This is a genomic window from Methanothermobacter wolfeii (assembly GCF_025397995.1).
GTDB lineage: Archaea > Methanobacteriota > Methanobacteria > Methanobacteriales > Methanothermobacteraceae > Methanothermobacter > Methanothermobacter wolfei.
This window is the reverse complement of sequence record NZ_CP104550.1, coordinates 341064-360122: the sequence shown is the minus strand read 5'-3', so window position 1 is coordinate 360122 and position 19059 is coordinate 341064. Positions and strand designations below refer to the sequence as shown.

General features: G+C 47.6%; 22 protein-coding genes. 13 read left to right on the top strand and 9 right to left on the bottom strand.

The features are described 5' to 3' along the window. Positions 1-3: 3 nt before the first annotated feature. Genes N5910_RS01975 through glyS form a run of 4 tightly spaced genes read left to right on the top strand, consistent with a single transcriptional unit; the run spans position 4 to position 4177 of the window. Positions 4-729 carry a TrmJ/YjtD family RNA methyltransferase gene (locus N5910_RS01975; protein ID WP_074358507.1) on the top strand — a complete coding sequence of 242 codons (726 nt, stop codon included), beginning with the start codon at positions 4-6 and terminating at the stop codon, positions 727-729. A 31-nt stretch (positions 730-760) separates the two neighbouring features. Next, positions 761-1849 carry a DUF1512 family protein gene (locus N5910_RS01970; RefSeq protein ID WP_191216372.1) on the top strand — a complete coding sequence of 363 codons (1089 nt, stop codon included), beginning with the start codon at positions 761-763 and terminating at the stop codon, positions 1847-1849. Then, positions 1849-2442, top strand: a complete 594-nt coding sequence (gene dcd / locus N5910_RS01965) for a dCTP deaminase (RefSeq protein ID WP_074358505.1) — start codon at positions 1849-1851, stop codon at positions 2440-2442. Before N5910_RS01970 ends, dcd begins: the two co-directional genes overlap by 1 nt. A gap of 34 nt (positions 2443-2476) precedes the next feature. Further along, complete coding sequence (gene glyS / locus N5910_RS01960) at positions 2477-4177, top strand: glycine--tRNA ligase (protein ID WP_074359703.1); 1701 nt, start codon at positions 2477-2479, stop codon at positions 4175-4177. Here glyS and N5910_RS01955 read toward each other — a convergent pair. Next, positions 4145-5020 carry a helix-turn-helix transcriptional regulator gene (locus N5910_RS01955; RefSeq protein WP_261599710.1) on the bottom strand — a complete coding sequence of 292 codons (876 nt, stop codon included), beginning with the start codon at positions 5018-5020 and terminating at the stop codon, positions 4145-4147. The genes glyS and N5910_RS01955 overlap by 33 nt on opposite strands. Before the next feature lie 60 nt (positions 5021-5080). Further along, positions 5081-5929, bottom strand: coding sequence for a helix-turn-helix transcriptional regulator (locus N5910_RS01950; protein WP_074358503.1), 849 nt, complete (start codon positions 5927-5929; stop codon positions 5081-5083). Between the two features lie 97 nt (positions 5930-6026). Here N5910_RS01950 and N5910_RS01945 point away from each other — a divergent pair, with 97 nt between their 5' ends. Beyond that, positions 6027-6788, top strand: a complete 762-nt coding sequence (locus tag N5910_RS01945; RefSeq protein ID WP_074358502.1) for a TatD family hydrolase — start codon at positions 6027-6029, stop codon at positions 6786-6788. Here N5910_RS01945 and N5910_RS01940 read toward each other — a convergent pair. Genes N5910_RS01940 through N5910_RS01920 form a run of 5 tightly spaced genes read right to left on the bottom strand, consistent with a single transcriptional unit; the run spans position 6785 to position 10945 of the window. Then, a complete protein-coding gene (locus N5910_RS01940; RefSeq protein ID WP_074358501.1) occupies positions 6785-7627 on the bottom strand; it encodes a carbohydrate kinase family protein in 843 nt (280 codons plus the stop codon). The genes N5910_RS01945 and N5910_RS01940 overlap by 4 nt on opposite strands. A 20-nt stretch (positions 7628-7647) precedes the next feature. Continuing rightward, positions 7648-8427 (bottom strand): septum site-determining protein MinD, encoded by a 780-nt coding sequence (gene minD / locus N5910_RS01935; RefSeq protein ID WP_074358500.1) that lies wholly within the window; start codon positions 8425-8427, stop codon positions 7648-7650. Between the two features lie 54 nt (positions 8428-8481). Then, the gene (locus N5910_RS01930) at positions 8482-9525 is read right to left on the bottom strand and encodes a DUF2226 domain-containing protein (RefSeq protein ID WP_191216371.1); all 1044 of its coding nucleotides are present in this window, start codon (positions 9523-9525) and stop codon (positions 8482-8484) included. A gap of 7 nt (positions 9526-9532) precedes the next feature. Beyond that, positions 9533-9892, bottom strand: coding sequence for a cell division protein SepF (locus tag N5910_RS01925; protein ID WP_074358498.1), 360 nt, complete (start codon positions 9890-9892; stop codon positions 9533-9535). Continuing rightward, on the bottom strand, positions 9893-10945 hold the full coding sequence (locus N5910_RS01920; protein WP_261599709.1) for a DUF1611 domain-containing protein: 1053 nt from the start codon (positions 10943-10945) through the stop codon (positions 9893-9895). Positions 10946-11075: 130 nt separating this feature from the next. Here N5910_RS01920 and N5910_RS01915 point away from each other — a divergent pair, with 130 nt between their 5' ends. Genes N5910_RS01915 through N5910_RS01905 form a run of 3 tightly spaced genes read left to right on the top strand, consistent with a single transcriptional unit; the run spans position 11076 to position 13023 of the window. After that, entirely contained in the window at positions 11076-11423 is a 348-nt protein-coding gene (locus N5910_RS01915; protein WP_074358496.1) for a roadblock/LC7 domain-containing protein, read from the top strand. 25 nt (positions 11424-11448) lie between these two features. Continuing rightward, positions 11449-12411 carry a 3H domain-containing protein gene (locus tag N5910_RS01910; protein ID WP_074358495.1) on the top strand — a complete coding sequence of 321 codons (963 nt, stop codon included), beginning with the start codon at positions 11449-11451 and terminating at the stop codon, positions 12409-12411. A gap of 30 nt (positions 12412-12441) precedes the next feature. Continuing rightward, positions 12442-13023, top strand: a complete 582-nt coding sequence (locus N5910_RS01905; RefSeq protein WP_261599708.1) for a ZPR1 zinc finger domain-containing protein — start codon at positions 12442-12444, stop codon at positions 13021-13023. A gap of 6 nt (positions 13024-13029) precedes the next feature. On the opposite strand, the gene N5910_RS01900 is transcribed toward N5910_RS01905, so the two are convergent. Together N5910_RS01900 and nadC are read right to left on the bottom strand one after the other, a co-directional pair. Then, positions 13030-13419: a ubiquitin family protein gene (locus N5910_RS01900; RefSeq protein WP_074358493.1), complete on the bottom strand. Its 390-nt coding sequence runs from the start codon at positions 13417-13419 to the stop codon at positions 13030-13032. A 139-nt stretch (positions 13420-13558) separates the two neighbouring features. Beyond that, positions 13559-14398 carry a carboxylating nicotinate-nucleotide diphosphorylase gene (gene nadC, locus N5910_RS01895; RefSeq protein WP_074358492.1) on the bottom strand — a complete coding sequence of 280 codons (840 nt, stop codon included), beginning with the start codon at positions 14396-14398 and terminating at the stop codon, positions 13559-13561. A 204-nt stretch (positions 14399-14602) separates the two neighbouring features. On the opposite strand from nadC, the gene rnz reads away from it, so the two are divergent. The 5 genes from rnz (at position 14603) to nadA (ending at position 18992) form a co-directional block, all read left to right on the top strand. Beyond that, positions 14603-15523: a ribonuclease Z gene (gene rnz / locus N5910_RS01890; protein WP_261599707.1), complete on the top strand. Its 921-nt coding sequence runs from the start codon at positions 14603-14605 to the stop codon at positions 15521-15523. Then, entirely contained in the window at positions 15510-16244 is a 735-nt protein-coding gene (locus N5910_RS01885) for a mechanosensitive ion channel family protein (RefSeq protein ID WP_145924551.1), read from the top strand. Before rnz ends, N5910_RS01885 begins: the two co-directional genes overlap by 14 nt. A 1-nt stretch (position 16245) precedes the next feature. Next, positions 16246-16845 carry a class E sortase gene (locus N5910_RS01880; protein ID WP_074359700.1) on the top strand — a complete coding sequence of 200 codons (600 nt, stop codon included), beginning with the start codon at positions 16246-16248 and terminating at the stop codon, positions 16843-16845. Between the two features lie 16 nt (positions 16846-16861). Further along, positions 16862-17941, top strand: a complete 1080-nt coding sequence (locus N5910_RS01875; RefSeq protein ID WP_074358491.1) for a roadblock/LC7 domain-containing protein — start codon at positions 16862-16864, stop codon at positions 17939-17941. Positions 17942-18080: 139 nt separating this feature from the next. Continuing rightward, positions 18081-18992 (top strand): quinolinate synthase, encoded by a 912-nt coding sequence (nadA, locus tag N5910_RS01870; RefSeq protein ID WP_074358490.1) that lies wholly within the window; start codon positions 18081-18083, stop codon positions 18990-18992. Positions 18993-19059: the final 67 nt, after the last annotated feature.

The following is a 19059-nucleotide window of genomic DNA, read 5'->3' as shown; positions in this document are numbered from 1 at the left end:
TCCATGGATAAATATGGGATGCTCTGTGAAAACATCATGGTTGTCTTCGTTGAACCGGAAACCCCCGGGAACATCGGTTTCCTTGCAAGGACCATGAAGAACTTCGGGATGGAGAGGCTCATACTAATAAACCCTTGCAGACTGGAGGATGAGGCCTACTATCATGCCATGCACGCCAGGAGCATCGTTGATAACGCTGAGGTATACCCCTCCCTCAAGGAGATGCTGAAAGCCCTGAATCCTGACTTCCTTGTGGGGACAACCGGTGTTCCTGGTGGAAGCTACAACGTTGAAAGGATCCCGCTAAGACCATCCCAGCTTTCAGAGTCCCTGAATCCCTCTGCATCCACCGCAATACTCTTCGGACGGGAGGGTGACGGGCTTTCAAACAATGAGATTGACCTCTGTGACGTGGTTGTGAGCATCCCAACATCCAGGGAGTACCCTATAATGAATATAACCCATGCCGCAGCCATAATATTCTATGAAATCTTTCGTGGGAGGGAATTCCCCTGCGAGGGTCTTGAAGAAGCGTCGGGACTGGAAAAGAACCTCCTTATAGATGAAATGGATAATGTTCTATCACTTGTTGATATGCCGGAGCACAAGAGGCGTGTTGCAGCAAGGGTCTTCAGGAACATCCTTGGAAGGGCATTCATAACTGCCAGGGAGGCCCACACACTTAAGGGTGTTCTCAGGAGGATCAAAAACCATCTGAAGGATGTTTAAAGTTTAGGGAGGGTTCTATCTGGTTTACGGGTTGAGGATTATTGATATTGCCGGTGTGCTCATCTTCATCATCCTCATAATATTCCTGCCCATCATCATGAGGATGCGGATCTATGCATCCATTGAGGGCGCCATAGCCGAACTTACCGGTATGGTGGGGGACGCTGAGGAGCTGATCCTTGAGCTCAGCCAGGTTAAGGAGAGGGAACTCCTTGAAGGCTGCCTTGAATTCTTCATCGTGCCCCCGGCAGACGTTGACCCCCATGGTGTTGCTGAGAAATTCCGCAGACTACTGGAGATGGGTGATGAACGCCTTGAGAAGATGGCCGGGAAACTGGCCCCTGGAGCTGACCCTGAACTGAGGGCAAGGATAGTCATGTGCCTGAAGATAGGCACCGGCCTTAGGGGTATCCTTAAGTTCCTTAATCACAGCCTTGAAACCGCAAGAAAAACCGGTAACCTCCAGATGCTCCTTGCACTCCAGATGAACCTTGCACTGATAATGAGAACTGCAAGGGCCTACATGGATGGTTTAAGGGCCATCTCATCCTGTTTACCCATCGGTGACGGTGCCGGCCCCCTTACCGCGGGTATGCTAATAGATGAGGGGGATGAACGTGAATACATCCATGACATGGTACATGTGCGGAAAAGCTACCATGGGAAGGATCTGAGCATCCTGAGGCCCCGCGGACCCGGACCACGCCTTGGGAAAATTGTCAGGGCCCTTGAGGAGATACTTGATGAGAGGGAATTTGACAGGATAATAATGGTTGATGCGGCAGCAAAACTTGAAGGAGAGGAGACAGGGACCGTTGCAGAGGGTGTTGGTGTTGCCATTGGAGGAAGCGGTGTTGAAAAATGGTTCATCGAAAACATGACCCTTTCATCGGATGTCACTGCTGTCATAATAAAGATGGGTCCTGAGGAGGCCCTTGGACAGATGACCGGCAGGATACTTGAAGCATGTTCAGCGGCCCTTGAAACCATAAAAAGGATCATGGATGAATCAGATGCTGGTTCCGTACTCTTAATAGGTGTGGGTAACAGCAGCGGGATACCCAATGCTGTGGAAGACCCCCTGAAATTGAAGATAAAGAAGGATAAGGAGAGGAATTAATGGCCATACTCAGTGACAGGGATATAAAAAGATACCTTGAGGAGGGACTTATCACAATAGACCCCCTCGATGATCCTGAAAGACAGATACAGCCTTCATCAGTTGACCTTAGAATAGGGAACGAGTTCAGGGGTTTCAGGGTGATAAGGAAGCCCTGCATCGACCCCAAGGACCCCTCTGATATTGATTCATACATGGAGTCCTTCCATGTGGATGAGGGTCCCTTCATAATACATCCAGGGGAGTTCGCCCTTGCAACCACCCATGAGTATATCGGTCTTCCCGATAACCTTGTTGCACGGGTGGAGGGACGCTCATCCATCGGGAGGCTGGGCATAACCATGCATGTGACCGCAGGCTACATTGACCCTGGTTTCCATGGACGGATAACCCTTGAAATATCAAATATAGGGAAGATGCCTGTGGCCCTCTATCCGATGCAGAGGGTGTGTCAGATCGTCTTTGAAACCATGACATCACCCTCAGAGAAACCCTACGGTCATCCTGCCCGTGACAGTAAATACGTGGGGCAGACAAGGCCTGAGACAAGCCGGATAAAGGATGACTATGAAATCAGGAATTCAAGACTCTGATACGGATTTAATGGAAAATACAGGAGGGATCACACTGAATCATGAAAAAACGATGACGATTGCAAGGAAAAGAGGATTTTTATGGTCTTCATTTGAGATCTATTCAGGAGTTGCAGGTTTTGTTGATTACGGCCCCCTTGGAGCCACCCTCAAAAACAAGATAATGAGCAGGTGGCGTGAATACTACGTTGTAAGGGAGGGCTTCTATGAGATAGAGTCACCCACCATAATGCCTGAGGAGGCCCTGAAGGCATCAGGACACGTCGATCACTTCAATGACCCCATGACGCAGTGCAAGGAATGTATGGATGTCTACAGGGCGGATCACATAATTGAGGATGCCACCGGACGTGATGTTGAGGGCCTTGAAAACCAGGAACTGACAGAGATCATCTCCTCTGAGGGTATCAGATGCCCCCGATGCGGCGGCCATCTTACACATGTCTGGAGCTACAACCTCATGTTTCAGACACTTATAGGTGCCAAGGGAAAGAAGACAGGTTACCTCAGACCCGAAACAGCCCAGGGGATATTCATACCCTTCAAGAGGCTTCTCAGGTTCTTCAGGAACAGGCTCCCCTTCGGTGTTGTGCAGCTTGGAAAATCCTACCGTAATGAGATATCTCCAAGACAGGGCGTTATAAGGCTCAGGGAATTTACACAGGCAGAAGCAGAGATATTTGTGCATCCAGAGGACAAAACCCACCCAGACTTCGAATCTGTAAGGGACGATGTCCTGAGGCTCTACCCTGCAAGCAGCCAGGAGGAGGGCTTGGAACCATTTGAGATAACGGCTGGTGAAGCCCTTGAGAGGGGAATAATCTCAAGTGAAGTTCTCACATATCACCTCTGCCTTGCAAGGAGGTTCCTGATGGACATTGGGGTGCCTGAAGAAGCCCTGAGATTCAGGCAGCACCTTCCCACCGAGATGGCCCATTACGCCATTGACTGCTGGGATGTTGAGGCCCTCACAGACGCCTACGGATGGATAGAGATCATCGGGATAGCTGACAGGACAGACTACGACCTTAAATCTCATGCCGAGCACAGCGGGGAGGACCTGAGGGTCTTCATAGAATATGATGAACCACGGAAAATCAGGAAACGTGTCGTTAAAGCTGAGATGGGCAGGCTGGGTCCAAGATTCAGGAAGGACGCTGCAAGGATAGTTGAGGCCCTGGCTGAAAAGGACCCTGAAGAGATTGAAGAGGCCCTGATGAAGGAGGGTAAATACCTCCTTGAACTTGACAGGGAATTTGAAATATTACCCGATGACGTGACCTTCCAGGAGGTTGAGGAAACCATAACAGGGGAGAAGGTGTACCCCCATGTGATAGAACCATCCTTCGGTATTGACCGTATAATCTATACCCTGCTTTTACACTCCTGTGTCGAGGAGGAGGATCGAACCTACTTCAGGCTGCCTCCACACGTGGCCCCTGTTGAGGTGACTGTGCTCCCCCTTGTAAACAGGGATGAGATGGTGGATGTTGCAGTGAAGATAAAAAGGGATCTCAGAAAGAACGGGTTTATAGCTGAATTTGATTCATCAGGTACCATCGGGAGAAGGTACGCCCGCTCAGATGAGATAGGCGTCCCCTTTGCAGTTACAGTTGACCATCAGACCCTTGAGGATGGAACGGTGACCCTCAGAAGGCGTGATGACTGCAGCCAGATAAGGGTGGGGATTGATGATTTAAAATCAACCCTCATGGACCTCATCAGGGGCTGTTAACCCCTCCTTCTCATCCATTGTAAGATCACCAGCCATAATATCATCAACGTTGATCCTGGAGGACATCCCCCTGTGGTGGTTAAAGAGGCGTTTGCCCCAGTCAAGGATCTCCCTTTCGTGGCCTATCATGATCCTTGATGGATCATAGGCCACGGTCTCATTGAAGAGTCCCATTGAAAAGAAGTTATCAGAAAGCATGTATGATAGTTCCTGTTTCCCATTTATAATCCTAAGGCTTAAAGATCCCCTTTCAATGTTATTTTTAACTTCACTGAGTCCAAAGTCCCTGATAAATTCCCTGTATGCTTCAGGTGTCAGTATAACCTCAACTGATGCTTCTCTGGCCAAAAGTTCTTTTATGGCCCTGATGTGTCTCGGGAAACAGACTGCAAGGAGCGCCTTAAGGTGCCCTGTGGAGTCCAGCATTTCATGATAGGATGCGTGGGGTCTGTGAAGATCTTCAAGGGTGGCCTCAATAACCTTCGCCCTTCTGAAAACATTTATATTCATGAAAAGATCATCTGGGATTGATTTAATGGAGTGGTCATTCCAGAAGTCCCTGTGGACTCGGATAGAGTCAAAGGAACCTATGAACCTTAAAAGCACGGTCCCCATGAGTCTTCCCTTCGAGGTCAGAACGCATGACTCTGATGCCCTCTCAACAAGATTTTTTGATTCGAGCTCCCATAGTGAGTGTGCTATGGTTGATGCCGGTGCCCTTATGCTTTCCTTGAGTTCTGATGAACTCTTCCGGCCCTCTAGAAGTTCAAGCAGTATCTTTGCCCTGACCCTGGAACCTGCCAGGAATCCTACTTCACCCAGTAATTCCTGAACATCCCTCAACATACACACCTGCCGCTGTGACGATTATATGTCTTAAAGCCACCATACCCTCAGGTATAGTTAAATATTGAGCATTATCCTTGTAAAGTTGCCTACACCAAGTTTCTCAGACCTTTCACGGTAATATTCATACAGCCTGAAGCCCCATTCAATAGCCCTTCTATCCGTGCTCATTATATCCCTGTTCTGGTCATAAAGGCCATCACTTCCAAATAGGCCCATCGAAAAGAACCTGTCAGTTACCGTGAATGCAACCTTCAGGTCCCCCCTAAATCTTCTTATTTTCAGACTGCGGCGTTTGATGGCTGTTTTAAGAAGCTGGATATTTGCATTTAAAACCGTGTTCTTTATTATCTCATCCGTTAGAACCAGTTCCACCGGGACGCCCCCCTCAAGGAACCCCTCGTATATATCAATGAGGTCCATCTGTGAGATGGGTGATACTCCATAAACTTCATTAGAACCCATTATAAGTTTCCTGTATGTCCTCTGGGGCCTGTATATATCTGTGGGGGTTGACCTGACAAGTTCAGCATCCTTTAACCAGTCAATGTCCTCAATAAGATCATCAGGTATCCCGCTTATGTCATGATCAAGCCATATCTCCTCAAATCTGCTTATAACATTCACAGAATCCAGTAACTTCAGGGCGGAAAGTATTTGAAGGGTTGCTTCATGTGATAGGCTGTAAAGACTGCCAGACCTTTTTACAAGGCCCTCCTCCAGGAGTAACCTGATGTTGCTGTAGACTGCAGGCATGCTGACTCCCGAACTGTTCCTTATCTCCTCAAGGGATCTTGGAGATTCCAGGAGAGAAAGGAGTATTTTAAACCTTGCAGCGGATTTCAGAAAAAACTGTACGTCTTCATGAAGGTATTCATAGATATCTGAGGATTTCTCCAGGTACATGGAAGGGGCCTCCTGAGATCAGAATAAATTATAATACTTCAGGGTTAAATATTTTGATGCAGACAAACTCTTCAGTTATTCTGCAGGAGGATCTAACTTGATAGACAGCCATATCCATGCAGATACAAGACCCTTTGAAGACTTTGAAGCCATGGCGGTTAGCGGTATACGGGAGGCGGTCACCTGCGCACATGACCCCCTTGAAATGTTATCCTCAGATGTCGTCATGGCCCACTTCAGGAGGATCCTTAAAGTGGACCCTCATAGGGCTGCCCTTAATGGCCTGAAACTGCACACAGCACTTGGAGTACATCCCAGGGCCATCCCCCATGATTACATGAAGGTCCTTGAAGAACTCCCCGAACTCCTCAGTGACCCGTCTGTCGTTGCAGTAGGGGAGATAGGTCTTGATTCAGGTTCTGAAACTGAAATGAATGTGTTTATTGAACAGTTAAGGATCGCTGATGAAACAGATAGGAGGGTGATTGTCCATACACCCCGCAGCGGGAAGGAAGAGATCACTCCGCTTATAGCGGATTTACTGAGCCAGCACATCGATGAGAGGCGCGCGGTAATTGAACATGTTAACATGGATGTAATCCCCCTCCTTATTGAATCCGACTTCATGCTGGGGCTTACGGTCCAGCCAGAAAAGCTCACACCCCAAGAGGCTGTTCAGATCCTTAAGGAGTACGGGACAGACAGATTCGTCCTTAACAGTGACATGAGCTCGTCCCCCTCTGATCCCCTTTCTGTTCCAAGAACCGTGCATAGAATGAGGATCTCAGGGTTCGGTGAGGGGGACATAATGAGGGTGTCTGAGAAAAACATCAGGAAATTCCTTAAAATCAAAAACTAGAATGCCCCCATCCTTGAAATTGCCCTGGTGGCTGTTTCATGACCTGCCTCAAGGCACCTGAGGGGTTCGGAGCCGCCGAGCCACTCCACCATGAACCCCGCTGCAAAGGCGTCCCCTGCACCTGTTGTGTCAGTAGCCCGGACCCCCCTAACCTTCAGGTTCTCCCTGACTCCCCTTGAAAAGAAGGATGCGCCTGATGGTCCATGGGTTACAACAACATTACCGGCACCGTTCTCAATGAGTCCAAGGGCTCCTGAAGGAACAGAAAGGCCTGTAAGGCTCCTGAGTTCATCATCATTAAGAAACATCATCTCGGTCTTCTCAACGACGGGTTTAAGGGCCTTCAAACCGTACCCTGCAAGTAGTGTGCCCGGGCTGAAGGAAATGTCCTCTGCTATCCCTGCAACCGATAATGCCACTTCAATGTAGCATCCTGTAAGGTGAACCTTTCCTGCTGATTCAATATACCTGCATTCCTCCTCGCCTATTTCAAGTTCTGCGTTGGCACCCGTGTAGGAATAAATGGACCTTCTTCCTGCTGCATCCACCGATATGAATGCCATGCCTGTGGGTTTATCACCCCTTGAAAGACCACCAGTGTCAACACCCACCGATGCAAGTCTGTCCCTTATGATTTTCCCGTAGTAATCTGAGCCCACCACTGAGACTATGCCTGAATGGAGCCCGAGGCTTTCGGTCCATGCAGCAAAATTGAAGGCTGACCCCCCTGGTGTTACACATACTTCCTCAATGTTCATCTCACTGTCGGGTCTTACAAAGGATGGGACGCGAAAAATAAAATCCATGTTACAGGTCCCTACGCTGACGGTTTCAATCAAAATAAATCACCATGGGGTGATTATCTTCGCCCCATTAAACCACTTATAAGTTTTGCAATTACACCCTGCTTGTCGGGTTCGATGGGCTGGTACTCCTCTCCGATAAGGTCAGCTGCCAGCTTCATGAGGGCGTTGCTTGCAGGTGACTTCGGATTTTTAATAACTATCGGTTCACCGAAGGCCGCTGCCCTGCTGACCTCAGGGTCGTCGGGTATCACCGCTATGACCGGGACTTCAAGGATGGTTTCAACCTCATCAACGCTCAGGAAGGTCTTGTCGTACTGTTCCCTGTTGATGACCACACCGATTATGTTTATGTCAAGCTTGCTTGCCACGATTTTTGTTTTGAGGGCGTCGCTTATTGAGGGAACCTCCGGTGTGGTTACAAGGAGAAGTTCATCTGCAGCGGCAAGTGCTGCCACGGCATCCTTTTCAAGACCTGCCGGTGCATCTATGAGCAGTATGTCCGTATCCTCTATCAGGTAGGTGAGGGCATCCTCCAGCCTGTCCAGTTTAACGTTCCTTAAGCCCTCCAGGGATATTCCTGCAGGCACAACCCTCACACCGTTCGGACCATCATACACCGCGTCCTCAATGGAAGCATTACCTGCAAGGACGTCATGCAGGGTGACTGATTTTCCCTCCATGCCAAGAATAAGTTCAAGGTTTGCCATTGCTATATCAGCGTCAAGGACGACAACCCGCTCACCATAGGTTGAAAGGGCGACACCAAGGTTTGCTGTTATGGTGGTCTTTCCCACACCTCCCTTACCTGATGCGACTGTGATCACTCTCGTCATTCATAATACCTCCACATAGATAATACAGCTATCCAGATATAAATACTGATATCATCAGCGTATCTCAATGCTGACCTCAAAGTTATCGACTATTTCAGGGAAATCCCTGAATGTCTTTCTGAGCTCCATTTCCACTATATCCATTATATGGAACTTCAGATTCTCTTCCTCCTTTGAATCACCCATGATCCTTGAGAAGAGACCTTTACCCTCATGTTCAACCATTATCTTGATCCTGCCGCTTAGGTCAAGGGAATTATCCAGGAATACTATGACCTCGGCACCCTTTATTTTGGGTATGCCAAGTATTGACATTTTAATTTTATTCATAAGTGTGAATTCAACCCTCTCAGGGTCAATGTCAGTTATCGCACCACCCTTATATGTCTCAAGGACCTTTTCAACCTCCTCTTCCTCAATGTCCCTGAGACCGTATTTCTTCATGAGTTCATCCCTGCTCAGGGGTTTTTCAGGTTCCTCCATGGTTTCATCAGCTGCTGAACCGGATTCTGATTCATGGACCTCTCCTTCAGCAGACTCCGCAGCACCGATCTGAGCATCACCCCCAACCTCCCCTTCAACAGATTCAGGTTCAGGGACAGTAGATTCTATTTCACCGGCTTTCTCGGGTTTTTCAGGTTCCTCCATGGCCTTATCCCTGTCACTGCCGGGCTCCTCCATGGTCTCATATCCTGATGTTTCACCGGATACTGGCTGTCTGTAGCTTACTTCCTGTGGATTGAAATATGGTTCATCAGCAGGTTCATTCACCGGTTTTTCAACGGATTCTATTCTGTAAATCCTGTTTATATCCATGAGATAATCTATCTGGGACCTTTTAAGATCAAAGAGTTCTATGAGGGTGTCTGTCTTATCCGCCACCTTCATTATCTCTTCAAGGGCTTCCTCCTTCATTGCCCGACCATAGGATGCTGCCACGTGATAGCCATCCATGAATAGTATGTAGCCTTCATCAGATGCATGCGTGACCCTTATGAAGCCATTATATCCCTCTGCTCTCAGCTTATCAAGAAGCTCCATGAAATCAATCTCATCACCATATGAAATCTTTGATGGTTTGGTTATTGGAAGCTCCATGAAAGCACTACCCCTTCCTGATGAGTTTAATCTCCCTTGGAGTGATTATAATAACATTCTTCTCCCTGTTGCAGAGAAGTATGGCTTCAACCCCCCTGTTTTCCCTGAGGTCCTTTATACGCTCACCCACCTCCGTGAACTCAGAAGGATTTTCCCTCCGGATCTCTGTGAGGTCAAGTATCACCGGGTTCTGCTCCTCAGTAACCTGGGACAGTGCATCCTCCACATCCTCAAGGTTTTTTGCCTTTAAAAGGATTATCTCATAGAATGAATGCTCTGGCACTATTATGGTCTCTGTTTCCTGAGATTCCTCAGGTTCATCATCCAGCCCCACACTCTTCTTCAGCATCTCAATAACGTCTCTCACCTAGATCTCCCCTATGCAGTCCATTATAACATCCATCAATCGCGAAGAACCCCCATTTTTAACATCCACTGCTGGAAGCCCGAACCTCTCCTCATATCTTTTAATTATTGTTCTGTCCTTCATGTTTCTTAAGTTTAAGGAAATGCCTATAACCCTTGTTGGTTCGATTGCTTCAATTGCCCTTATCTCCTCTGAGACCCCCCTGGGCTCCCTGTAGGGGTGGTTAGGTCTGTGGCATAGAACAGTGAACTCTGGCATGGCTCCTATGAGTATTGAAGCTGAAAGCCCCCTAGGGTGGAGGTTTCCCCTCTCTGTAAGGCTTGACTGTCCCTCCACGAATATTATGTCGGGGTCCTTCTCCTCCTCAAGGTAGCGCATTGCACCCATTATCGCTGCCGCGACGTCCATGACAGAGAGGCTCCCTGCCCTGAAGTTGATATCTACGGGCTGCTCAAGGCCCATCTCATCCGTTGATATGACTCCGACCTCAAGACCCCTTTTCATTGCCTCCTTACCAAGCAGCCTTGTTGTTGTGCGTTTACCGCATTCCTGTGAAGTCCCCCCTACAAATACAACCGGGGCCCTGTGCCTGTAATTTATCTTGGGAAGAACTTCAGTGCAACGGGAAGGTGCGACTCCGAATATCTTCTTTATATTATCAAGTCGTGGACTTATCTCCTTTATCTTAACGTTCATCTGTTCTGAAAGTTTAATGAGGGACGTGTTTTCAGAGAGCGGGAGTGATCTGAAGGATGTCACAACGTTCTTGCCCTCACTTATTGCCTGGACAGCATACTTGAGGGCCGCGCCCTCCGCACCTATGGGGAGCATTATTGCAACGCTTCTGGCGTCTGTCCTGTCGATAAGGTCCAGGAGGCTGGATGAGACCGTGCATCCGCAGAACTCAGTCCCATGTTTTCTGGGGTCGTCGTCTACAAAACCAACAGCTTCAACACCCTCAAAATTTGCGAATTTTTCACCACCACCGCCACAGCCAATAATTATGAATGGGTTGAGTTCCTGAAGTTCCTCTACAGAAGATAATATGTGCAAAGAATCACTCCCTTTATACTCTTGCTGGAATCAAATAGAAACTGTTAATTAGTTAGTCATACTCATTTAACTAATAAATACTTAAAGCATATATAGTTTGGGTAGGAATACTCTGTTATGGAGGCATAGTATGATAGCAAGAATACTTAAAGATTTAGGTAGGATCAATGGGGTTAACGGTTCCCTTGTTGTTGGAAAGGATGGTCTTGTCATTGAAAGCGAGGTTCCATCTGATATCGACGGGGAACTGGTGGCTGCAATGGCCTCAGCGGTTTTCGGTACCGCTGAAAGGTCTGCAGAGGAGATAAAACATGAGCCTCTTGAACAGGTCATGATTGAGGGTAGTCGTGGTAAGACACTCATGATAGACGCAGGGGAGGGAATTCTTGTACTCATAACAGATGTTGACATCAATCTTGGTCTTATACGTATCGAGATGAGGAGAAGCGCTGAACGCGTTAAGGACCTCCTGACATAACATTTTTCCCATGGAGAGTATATTTTTGAGAAAACCCTACGTGATACTCATAGGGAGCGCATCCGGAATCGGGAAGTCAACTGTTGCATCTGAACTTGCAAGGGAACTCAGTATAAAGCATCTCATTGAAACCGACTTCATAAGGGAAATAGTGAGGGGTATCATAGGGCCAGATTATGCTCCCGCTCTCCATAAATCTTCATTTGATGCCTACACAACCCTCAGGGATAAAGACCGGTTCCGTAACAACAATATTGACTCCCTTATATGTGCGGGCTTCGAGGAACACGCTTCCTTCGTGATTCCCGCCATAGAGAAGGTTATTGAAAGGGCCGTTGCAGACTCTGATGATGTTGTAATTGAAGGCGTGCATCTCCTCCCGGGGCTCATTGACACCGAGAAGTTCAGGGAGAATTCTTCAATCCACTTTTTTGTTCTTTCTGCAGATGAAAACGTTCACAGGGAAAGGTTCGTGAAGAGGGCCATGGAGGTCAAGAGGGGTGGTAAGCACCTTGAGTACTTCAGGGAGAACCGTGTCATCCATGATTATCTTGTCAAAACTGCAAGGGAGCATGATGTGCCCGTTATAAACAATGAGGACATGAAATGCACTATTAAGAGGATGCTATCATTCATAAGGGAGAACTGTGCTGAGGTCACCCTCCAGCATCCCGTTGATCGTCTGGGGGATGTCATCGATATAATCATAAAGAGGCATGGTGGAAGGATAGTTGATGTGTCCTACCCAATACCCGGCTTCTCCCAGCCACTCAAGCGGGAAGTGAATGTCTACGACCCGAGAGAAGCCGATAGATTTATAAAGAGACTCAATGAGAGTCCTAAACGGAAAAGGAACCTTGAAAGACTTTACACCCTCTCCAATAACGTCCACAGTCACAGGATATGTGCGCCTGATCCCGAGAGTCTCCAGGAAATACTCAGGGAACTTGAGGAAGCAGGGTTAATATACAGGGAAACCGATGAATAATCAGAAATCATGAACAGAGAGGTGACGGTGATGAACCAGCAGGGAATGAAAATAGACTGTCCTGTATGTCAGAGGAAAAAATCCATGACCGCCATCAGCAGGGTGGAGAAGATACCCTACTTCGGGGAGATAATGGAGTCAATACTGATATGTGATAGCTGCGGGTACCGGAGTACAGACATAATATGCCTAGAACAGAAGGAGCCGGCAAGGTACATCATCGAGGTTAAGGATAAAACCCTCAATGCAAGGGTTGTCAAGTCACAGTCTGCCACCATAAGAATACCCGAACTCGGCCTCAAGGTGGAACCCGGACCCCGCTCAACAGGTTACATCTCAAATATAGAGGGTGTTGTTGAAAGGTTTGAGACTGCTGTCAGGACTGCCATCAACCTCTTCGAGGAAGAAGAATCAAGGGAAAAGGCATCTGAGATTCTGGAAATGCTTCAGGAAGTCCGTAAAGGTGAAAGGAGTATCACCGTAATCCTGGAGGATCCCTTCGGGCAGAGTTTCCTGGGGCATCCTGAGGCCGTGAAGGAAGAACTCTCAGAAGAAGAGATAAAGAACCTTAAGACAGGATTTCTGATGTTTGAAGGAGATGATGTTGATTGATGAGGATTATTCCTCATCAACGTCCCTGAGTTTAAGTGTGCGTTTAATATCCATGCCCATGGCATCACAGTCGGCCTTGATTGCTTCAAGGTGTGCCAGTAATCGTTCCTTTTCCTGGTTTATTCTATCAATGTTTTTGTAGGGGTATATACACTCCTTAAGCATCTCGTATTCGACTGTGGAGTAGGGGTACTGGTTTAACTGCTTGCATACCCTTTCAAGGATTTCACCAAGGAATTTGTTCATTTCAACCTTGACCCTTTCACGTATCATCTTGTCACTGTCAAGGTGCTGCTTCATAAGCCTTACAACTTCTGCCTTTGCAAAGGGTAACTCCTCGGTTTCCTCTTCGTTCTCATTGATCTCATTATTATTCTGGAATTCTTCGTTTTCCATGAATTTCTACCTCCAGATGACTATATCATGCTCGGAGTATATAAATCTATCCATATAATGAAAGAAACCATCAACCAGAATGGGGGTGAAGCCATGATCAGCAAATAAAATTTGCGTCAAAAGTACAGAGAATCAAAGTTCATGTAGATGCCCTTATTTCAAGGCTGAGGTCAACAGGTTGCGCCGAATTTGTTATAAACCCCATGGATATAACATCAACTCCTGTGGATGCGTACCGATCAATATTTTCAGGTTTTATTCCTCCGGAAGCCTCAAGAATCACACGATCCCTGAGGCCGCGCCTTTTCAGTTCACCCACAATATGCTCTATAACCTCCGGGCTCATATTGTCAAGGAGAACTATGTCTGCACCTGCCTCTGCTGCTGTCACCGCATCCTCAGGTGACTCAACCTCAACTTCAACCTTCTTTGTGAAGCTCACATGTTCCCTGACACGTTTCACAGCCTCCTCCACGTCCCCAACGATTGCAATGTGGTTGTCCTTAATCATCGCACAGTCATCGAGTCTAAAGCGGTGGGTGTCTCCACCTCCAATCTTAACGGCCTGTTTTTCAAACCACTGAAGCCCGGGTGTTGTCTTCCTTGTGGCTGCAATCCTGACCTTCCCGCTGTATCTCCTGGCCCTCGAAAGGACCCTGGCAGTGAGGGTGGCTATGCCGCTCATCCTCATCATAAGGTTAAGCATGGTCCTCTCGATTTTAAGTATGTCATAGGCACGCCCCTCAAGGGTTAAGATCCTGTCACCCTCTTTTATAGTGTCACCATCGTGCTTCCATTTAATGATTTCAATTCCAAAGTCAAGGACCATGACCTCAGCCACATCAACACCTGCCAGAACACCCTCTTCTCTGGAGATGACATCTGCTTTAACTGTCATGTCCCTGTCAATGAGTGCGTCGGTTGTTATGTCCTCGAATCCAACGTCTTCCCTGATCATCTCCCGGATCACGTCGATCATAAAAATCCCCTAAACTTAATATAATAAGGAGAATTATAAATTTTATGTTCAGATGTCATATAAGATCGGTAAGGAGAATTATAAATTCTATCCCACGGTCCATATAGAATAAAGTCTCCTCAAGATCATGTCCAGATGTGATCATCACAACCTTATGGTGCTGTAATTGAAAGATCATGGTACGTGAACAGAAAGAGGGATACAATGGAAGTTACATTTCTCGGTACATCATCGGCGGTTCCTTCAAAGATGAGAAACCATACCTCAATAGCCCTCCGTATCCCAGGGGAAGTGTTCCTCTTTGACTGCGGCGAGGGAACCCAGAGGCAGATGGCCCTTGCAGGTATCAGTCCAATGAAGGTTACAAGGATATTCATCACACACCTCCATGGGGACCACATCCTCGGGATACCCGGCATGATACAATCAATGAGCTTCAGGGGCAGGGAGGAACCCCTTGAACTCTATGGACCCCCAGGAACCCTTGAAGTCTATGAATCAATGATGAAGGTGGGTTACTTCTCACTGGACTTTGAAATCCAGGTCAATGAGATAACTGAAGGTGTTGTTGTTGAGGAAGATGAATACCTTGTCAGCTGCGCCAGGGGATCCCATTCAGTAACCAACCTTGCATACTGCTTCCAGGAGAAGAAAAGACCCCGCTTCCTAAGGGAAAAGGCCATCGCCCTTGGACTTAAACCAGGCCCCGACTTCGGGAGGCTGCACCGGGGGATACCTGTCAGGGTCGGTGACAGGGTTATAATGCCTGAGGAGGTTCTCGGCGAACCCAGGAGGGGTGTTAAGATCTGTTACTCTGGAGATACCCGCCCCTGCGAATCCATCGTGAAACTTGCAAGGGGCGCGGACCTCCTTATACATGAATCAACCTTTGAAGCGGGTAAGAAGGACAAGGCCGCTGAAAGCGGTCATTCCACCGCAGCAGAAGCAGCGAGAGTTGCCAGGGATGCTGAAGTCCGACGGCTCATCCTCACCCATCTAAGCACCCGTTACAGGAGGAGTGAGGTCCTTGAAGAGGCTGCCAGGGAGATATTCCCCGAGACGGTTGTTGCTGAGGACCTGATGACGCTGGAGGTGAACGCAGTTGAACCCCATGATGATGGCTGAAACCCTTCTCATAATAACGGTCACCGTAATGGCAGCCCTGCTCTTTGTGAAATGGGCTTCCTACTTCTTCAGGAAATCTGCGAGGAAGTGGGACCTTGACCTTACACTTATCCAGGTCCTTAACGACATAATAAAATACAGCGTATACCTCCTTGCAGCCAGTATAATCCTCAGGGAGCTTGGAATAGATATAACCGCCATAGCAGTGAGCCTAGGTATAGCTGGTGTTGCGGTGGGTTTCGCGTCAAGGGACCTCATATCCAACTTCATCTCAGGGATGTTCATACTTGCAGATAAAAGCTTCAGGGTGGGTGACACCATAGAGGTGTCAGGCAACAGGGGTAAGGTTGAAAGGGTCGGGTTTAGAACAACAACAATAAAAACCCCTGATGGAAAAATAATAACAATACCCAACTCTTCATTCGCAAAAACACCCTACCTGAACTACACTGCAGAGGACAGAAGAAGGGTTGAGCTCAGGGTAAACATTGACTACAGCATCGACCCTGGGGAATTCGAATCCCGAGTGAAGGATAAGCTCCTGGAAATCCCCGGGATACTCCCTGACCCCGAGCCCCGCCTCCTCCTCCTCGAGCTCAAGGATACCGGTATTGACGGGAAGGTGACGGCATGGATATCTGATCCGGGTATGGTGAGCAGGTGCCGGTCAAAGATGGCCATTCAGGTGAAAGAAATCCTCAAAGAACTCTTAAATGGTTAAAATGAATAACCCAAAACTATATGCTGGAGTACTCTGTCTTCTCTTCATTTCAATCAGCTCCGGCATTGCAATCAAGACCCTGGAGGATTACAAGGCGCTTGAAAGGTCCAGGGCAGCTCTTGAAAATTATAAAAACGCTCCCAGGGAACTCTTAAATCCTGAAACAGACACATATACCATCTATGCGGGTTCCGTCATAGGTAAACTCATCATCCCCAGGATAGGTCTTGAGTGCTGGATAAGGGAGGATACCGTTAATGCATACGATTCAGTCTACCATTACCCTGAGAGCGTGATGCCAGGGCAGGGGGGTGACTGTGGAATCCTAGGGCATCGAACAACCTATTCAGGACCATTTAAGAGGATTGGAAGGCTTAAAAGGGGAGACAGGGTTATTATTGAGGATTCTGTATCCTCAAAGCGTTACATATACACCGTAACCTCAAATGGGGAGGATATACGGTGGGATTATAAAACAAATCCAGTTAGGTTTTCCCAGGGCGGGGAGGCCCGTCTGATGCTCATAACATGCTATCCTCCTGGAAAGAAGGAGGCGGCGTGGATAACACACTGCAGACTACTTAAGACTGAGGATATTTAGAGGGGGTCCTATTATAATGAGGGATATTGCCGGTGAACTTAAAGAAATGGAAGGTGTTGAGGGAGTTATGGTTACAGATAAATCGGGTCGTATACTATATGGGGGTGAAGTGCCTGATTTCAAGGTCCTGGGATCAATGGCCCTTGTGATTGCAGATTCATCCCAGAAGCTCGTGATGAGAACAGGGCAGGGGGAATTTGAGTCCTCTGTTATAGAGTTTTCACGGGGTAAGATGATTATCATCAACGACAGGGTCCAGTTACTTGTCCTTGCTGGTGAAGATTCCAATCTCGGGAAGATACTTCTCTTTGCAAGAAGGGTCCTCAGGAACCTGCTTTCACATCCAGAGGTTCTCCAGTCCGGCCCAGAAATGGAAACCATGGTAACCGATTCCAGAACTTCCTCAGATGATGTTCAGATAGAAGCTGGAGGTGAAAAATTAGGGGAAACTGCCGCTAAACCTGGAACAGGCACCTCCAAAGATGAAATAACTTCTATGGAAGCTCCCACCAAAACAAGGAAAGAAACTGTAATAAAATACTCAGAAACGACTCCAGAAACCATGGAAACAGATTCAGCTGAATCTAATAAAGTTTCAGCTCCATCAATACCGGAAGTCAAACCACCCCTGTCCTTCCCTGAACTTGAACCCGTTGAGGTCCCCGATGACCGTGAAGGCATGAAAGAAGCCGCCCTCCAGATATATGAACACATCCTCCTTGCCATGTCAATAGGGGCAAGCAAGATAATGGGTGTGGCACCGGCCGGTGGAATGCTCAGGAAATCCCTCCCCTACAGTGAGTGTCCGGTAATCCTCAGGGACGTTGGAATCAGGAGCAATGCATCCCTTGATTTTGAAAAACTTAGGGACAATGTTATGAAAGCAGACTACGATCTTGAAAATATAATAGAGGACCTCAGCAAGATAATATGGTCGATCACAGAAAATTATGGGCGTATAATGGGATATGATGCGTTCAGGGGTATGGTAAGACCCGAGTTCACTGAAATTGACCGTGCCTATTCAGGTGCCATGAAGGCCCTTGGGATAAGGGAAAGGATACACCCTGAACTTCAGAAGATTTGGGATGAATGATCTTCTCATCCCTTAACCTCATTTACTGGATCATCAGAACCGTAAAGGGTAGAAATATTTATAAAACATGACCCACCACTATATTAAATAGTCTTAATTCTTGATTTTACTTCACAATAACTTTTCAGTAGGGAATCTCATGTTAAATCAACTGCAAAGGGAGATCTTGGAGTTAAAGAAGGATAAGAATGCCATCATACTTGCACATAATTATCAGAGAAAGGAGATTCAGGAAATTGCAGATTTCATAGGTGACTCCCTGGAGCTCTGTATAAAGGCATCTGAACTTGATGATGTGGATCTGGTTGTTTTCTGCGGGGTTGACTTCATGGCAGAGACAGCCTACATTCTGAACCCCGATAAAAAGATACTAATACCCGACAGGGGTGCTGAGTGTCCGATGGCCCACATGCTCAGTGCCGATGATGTCAGGGCCGCCAGGAAGAGATACCCTGATGCGGCAGTTGTACTCTACGTTAATACCCTTGCAGAGGCAAAGGCTGAGGCGGACATCCTCTGCACCTCTGCTAATGCTGTTAAGGTTGTTGAGAGCCTTGATGAAGAATTGGTGCTCTTTGGACCCGACAGGAACCTTGCATGGTACGTCCAGCAGCACACCGACAAAAGGATAATCCCAATACCAGAAAACGGTTACTGTTATGTCCACAAGATGTTCACACCTGGAGACGTTATGGCAAGGAAGGAGGAGTACCCTGATGCCGAGGTCCTTATACACCCCGAGTGTGACCCTGAAGTCCAGGAGATGGCGGACCATATACTGAGTACCGGCGGGATACTTCGGAGGGTCCTTGAATCAGAGAGTGAAAGCTTCATAATCGGGACAGAGGTTGACATGACAACCCGCCTCGGCCTTGAATCAGACAAGGAGACAATACCCCTCCTCTCTGAGGCCATATGTGAGAACATGAAACTCCACACACTGGAGAAAGTTAAGAACTCCCTTATAAATGAGGAGTTCGCCGTCACAGTCCCTGATGATATTGCAGAAAGGGCCATCAGGGCTGTTAAGAGGATGATTGAGGTTTCCTGAAAACTTTTTTATGTTATTGCACGTGGATCAGACTGTAATCCATCACACCAAGACCCTGACCAGGGAA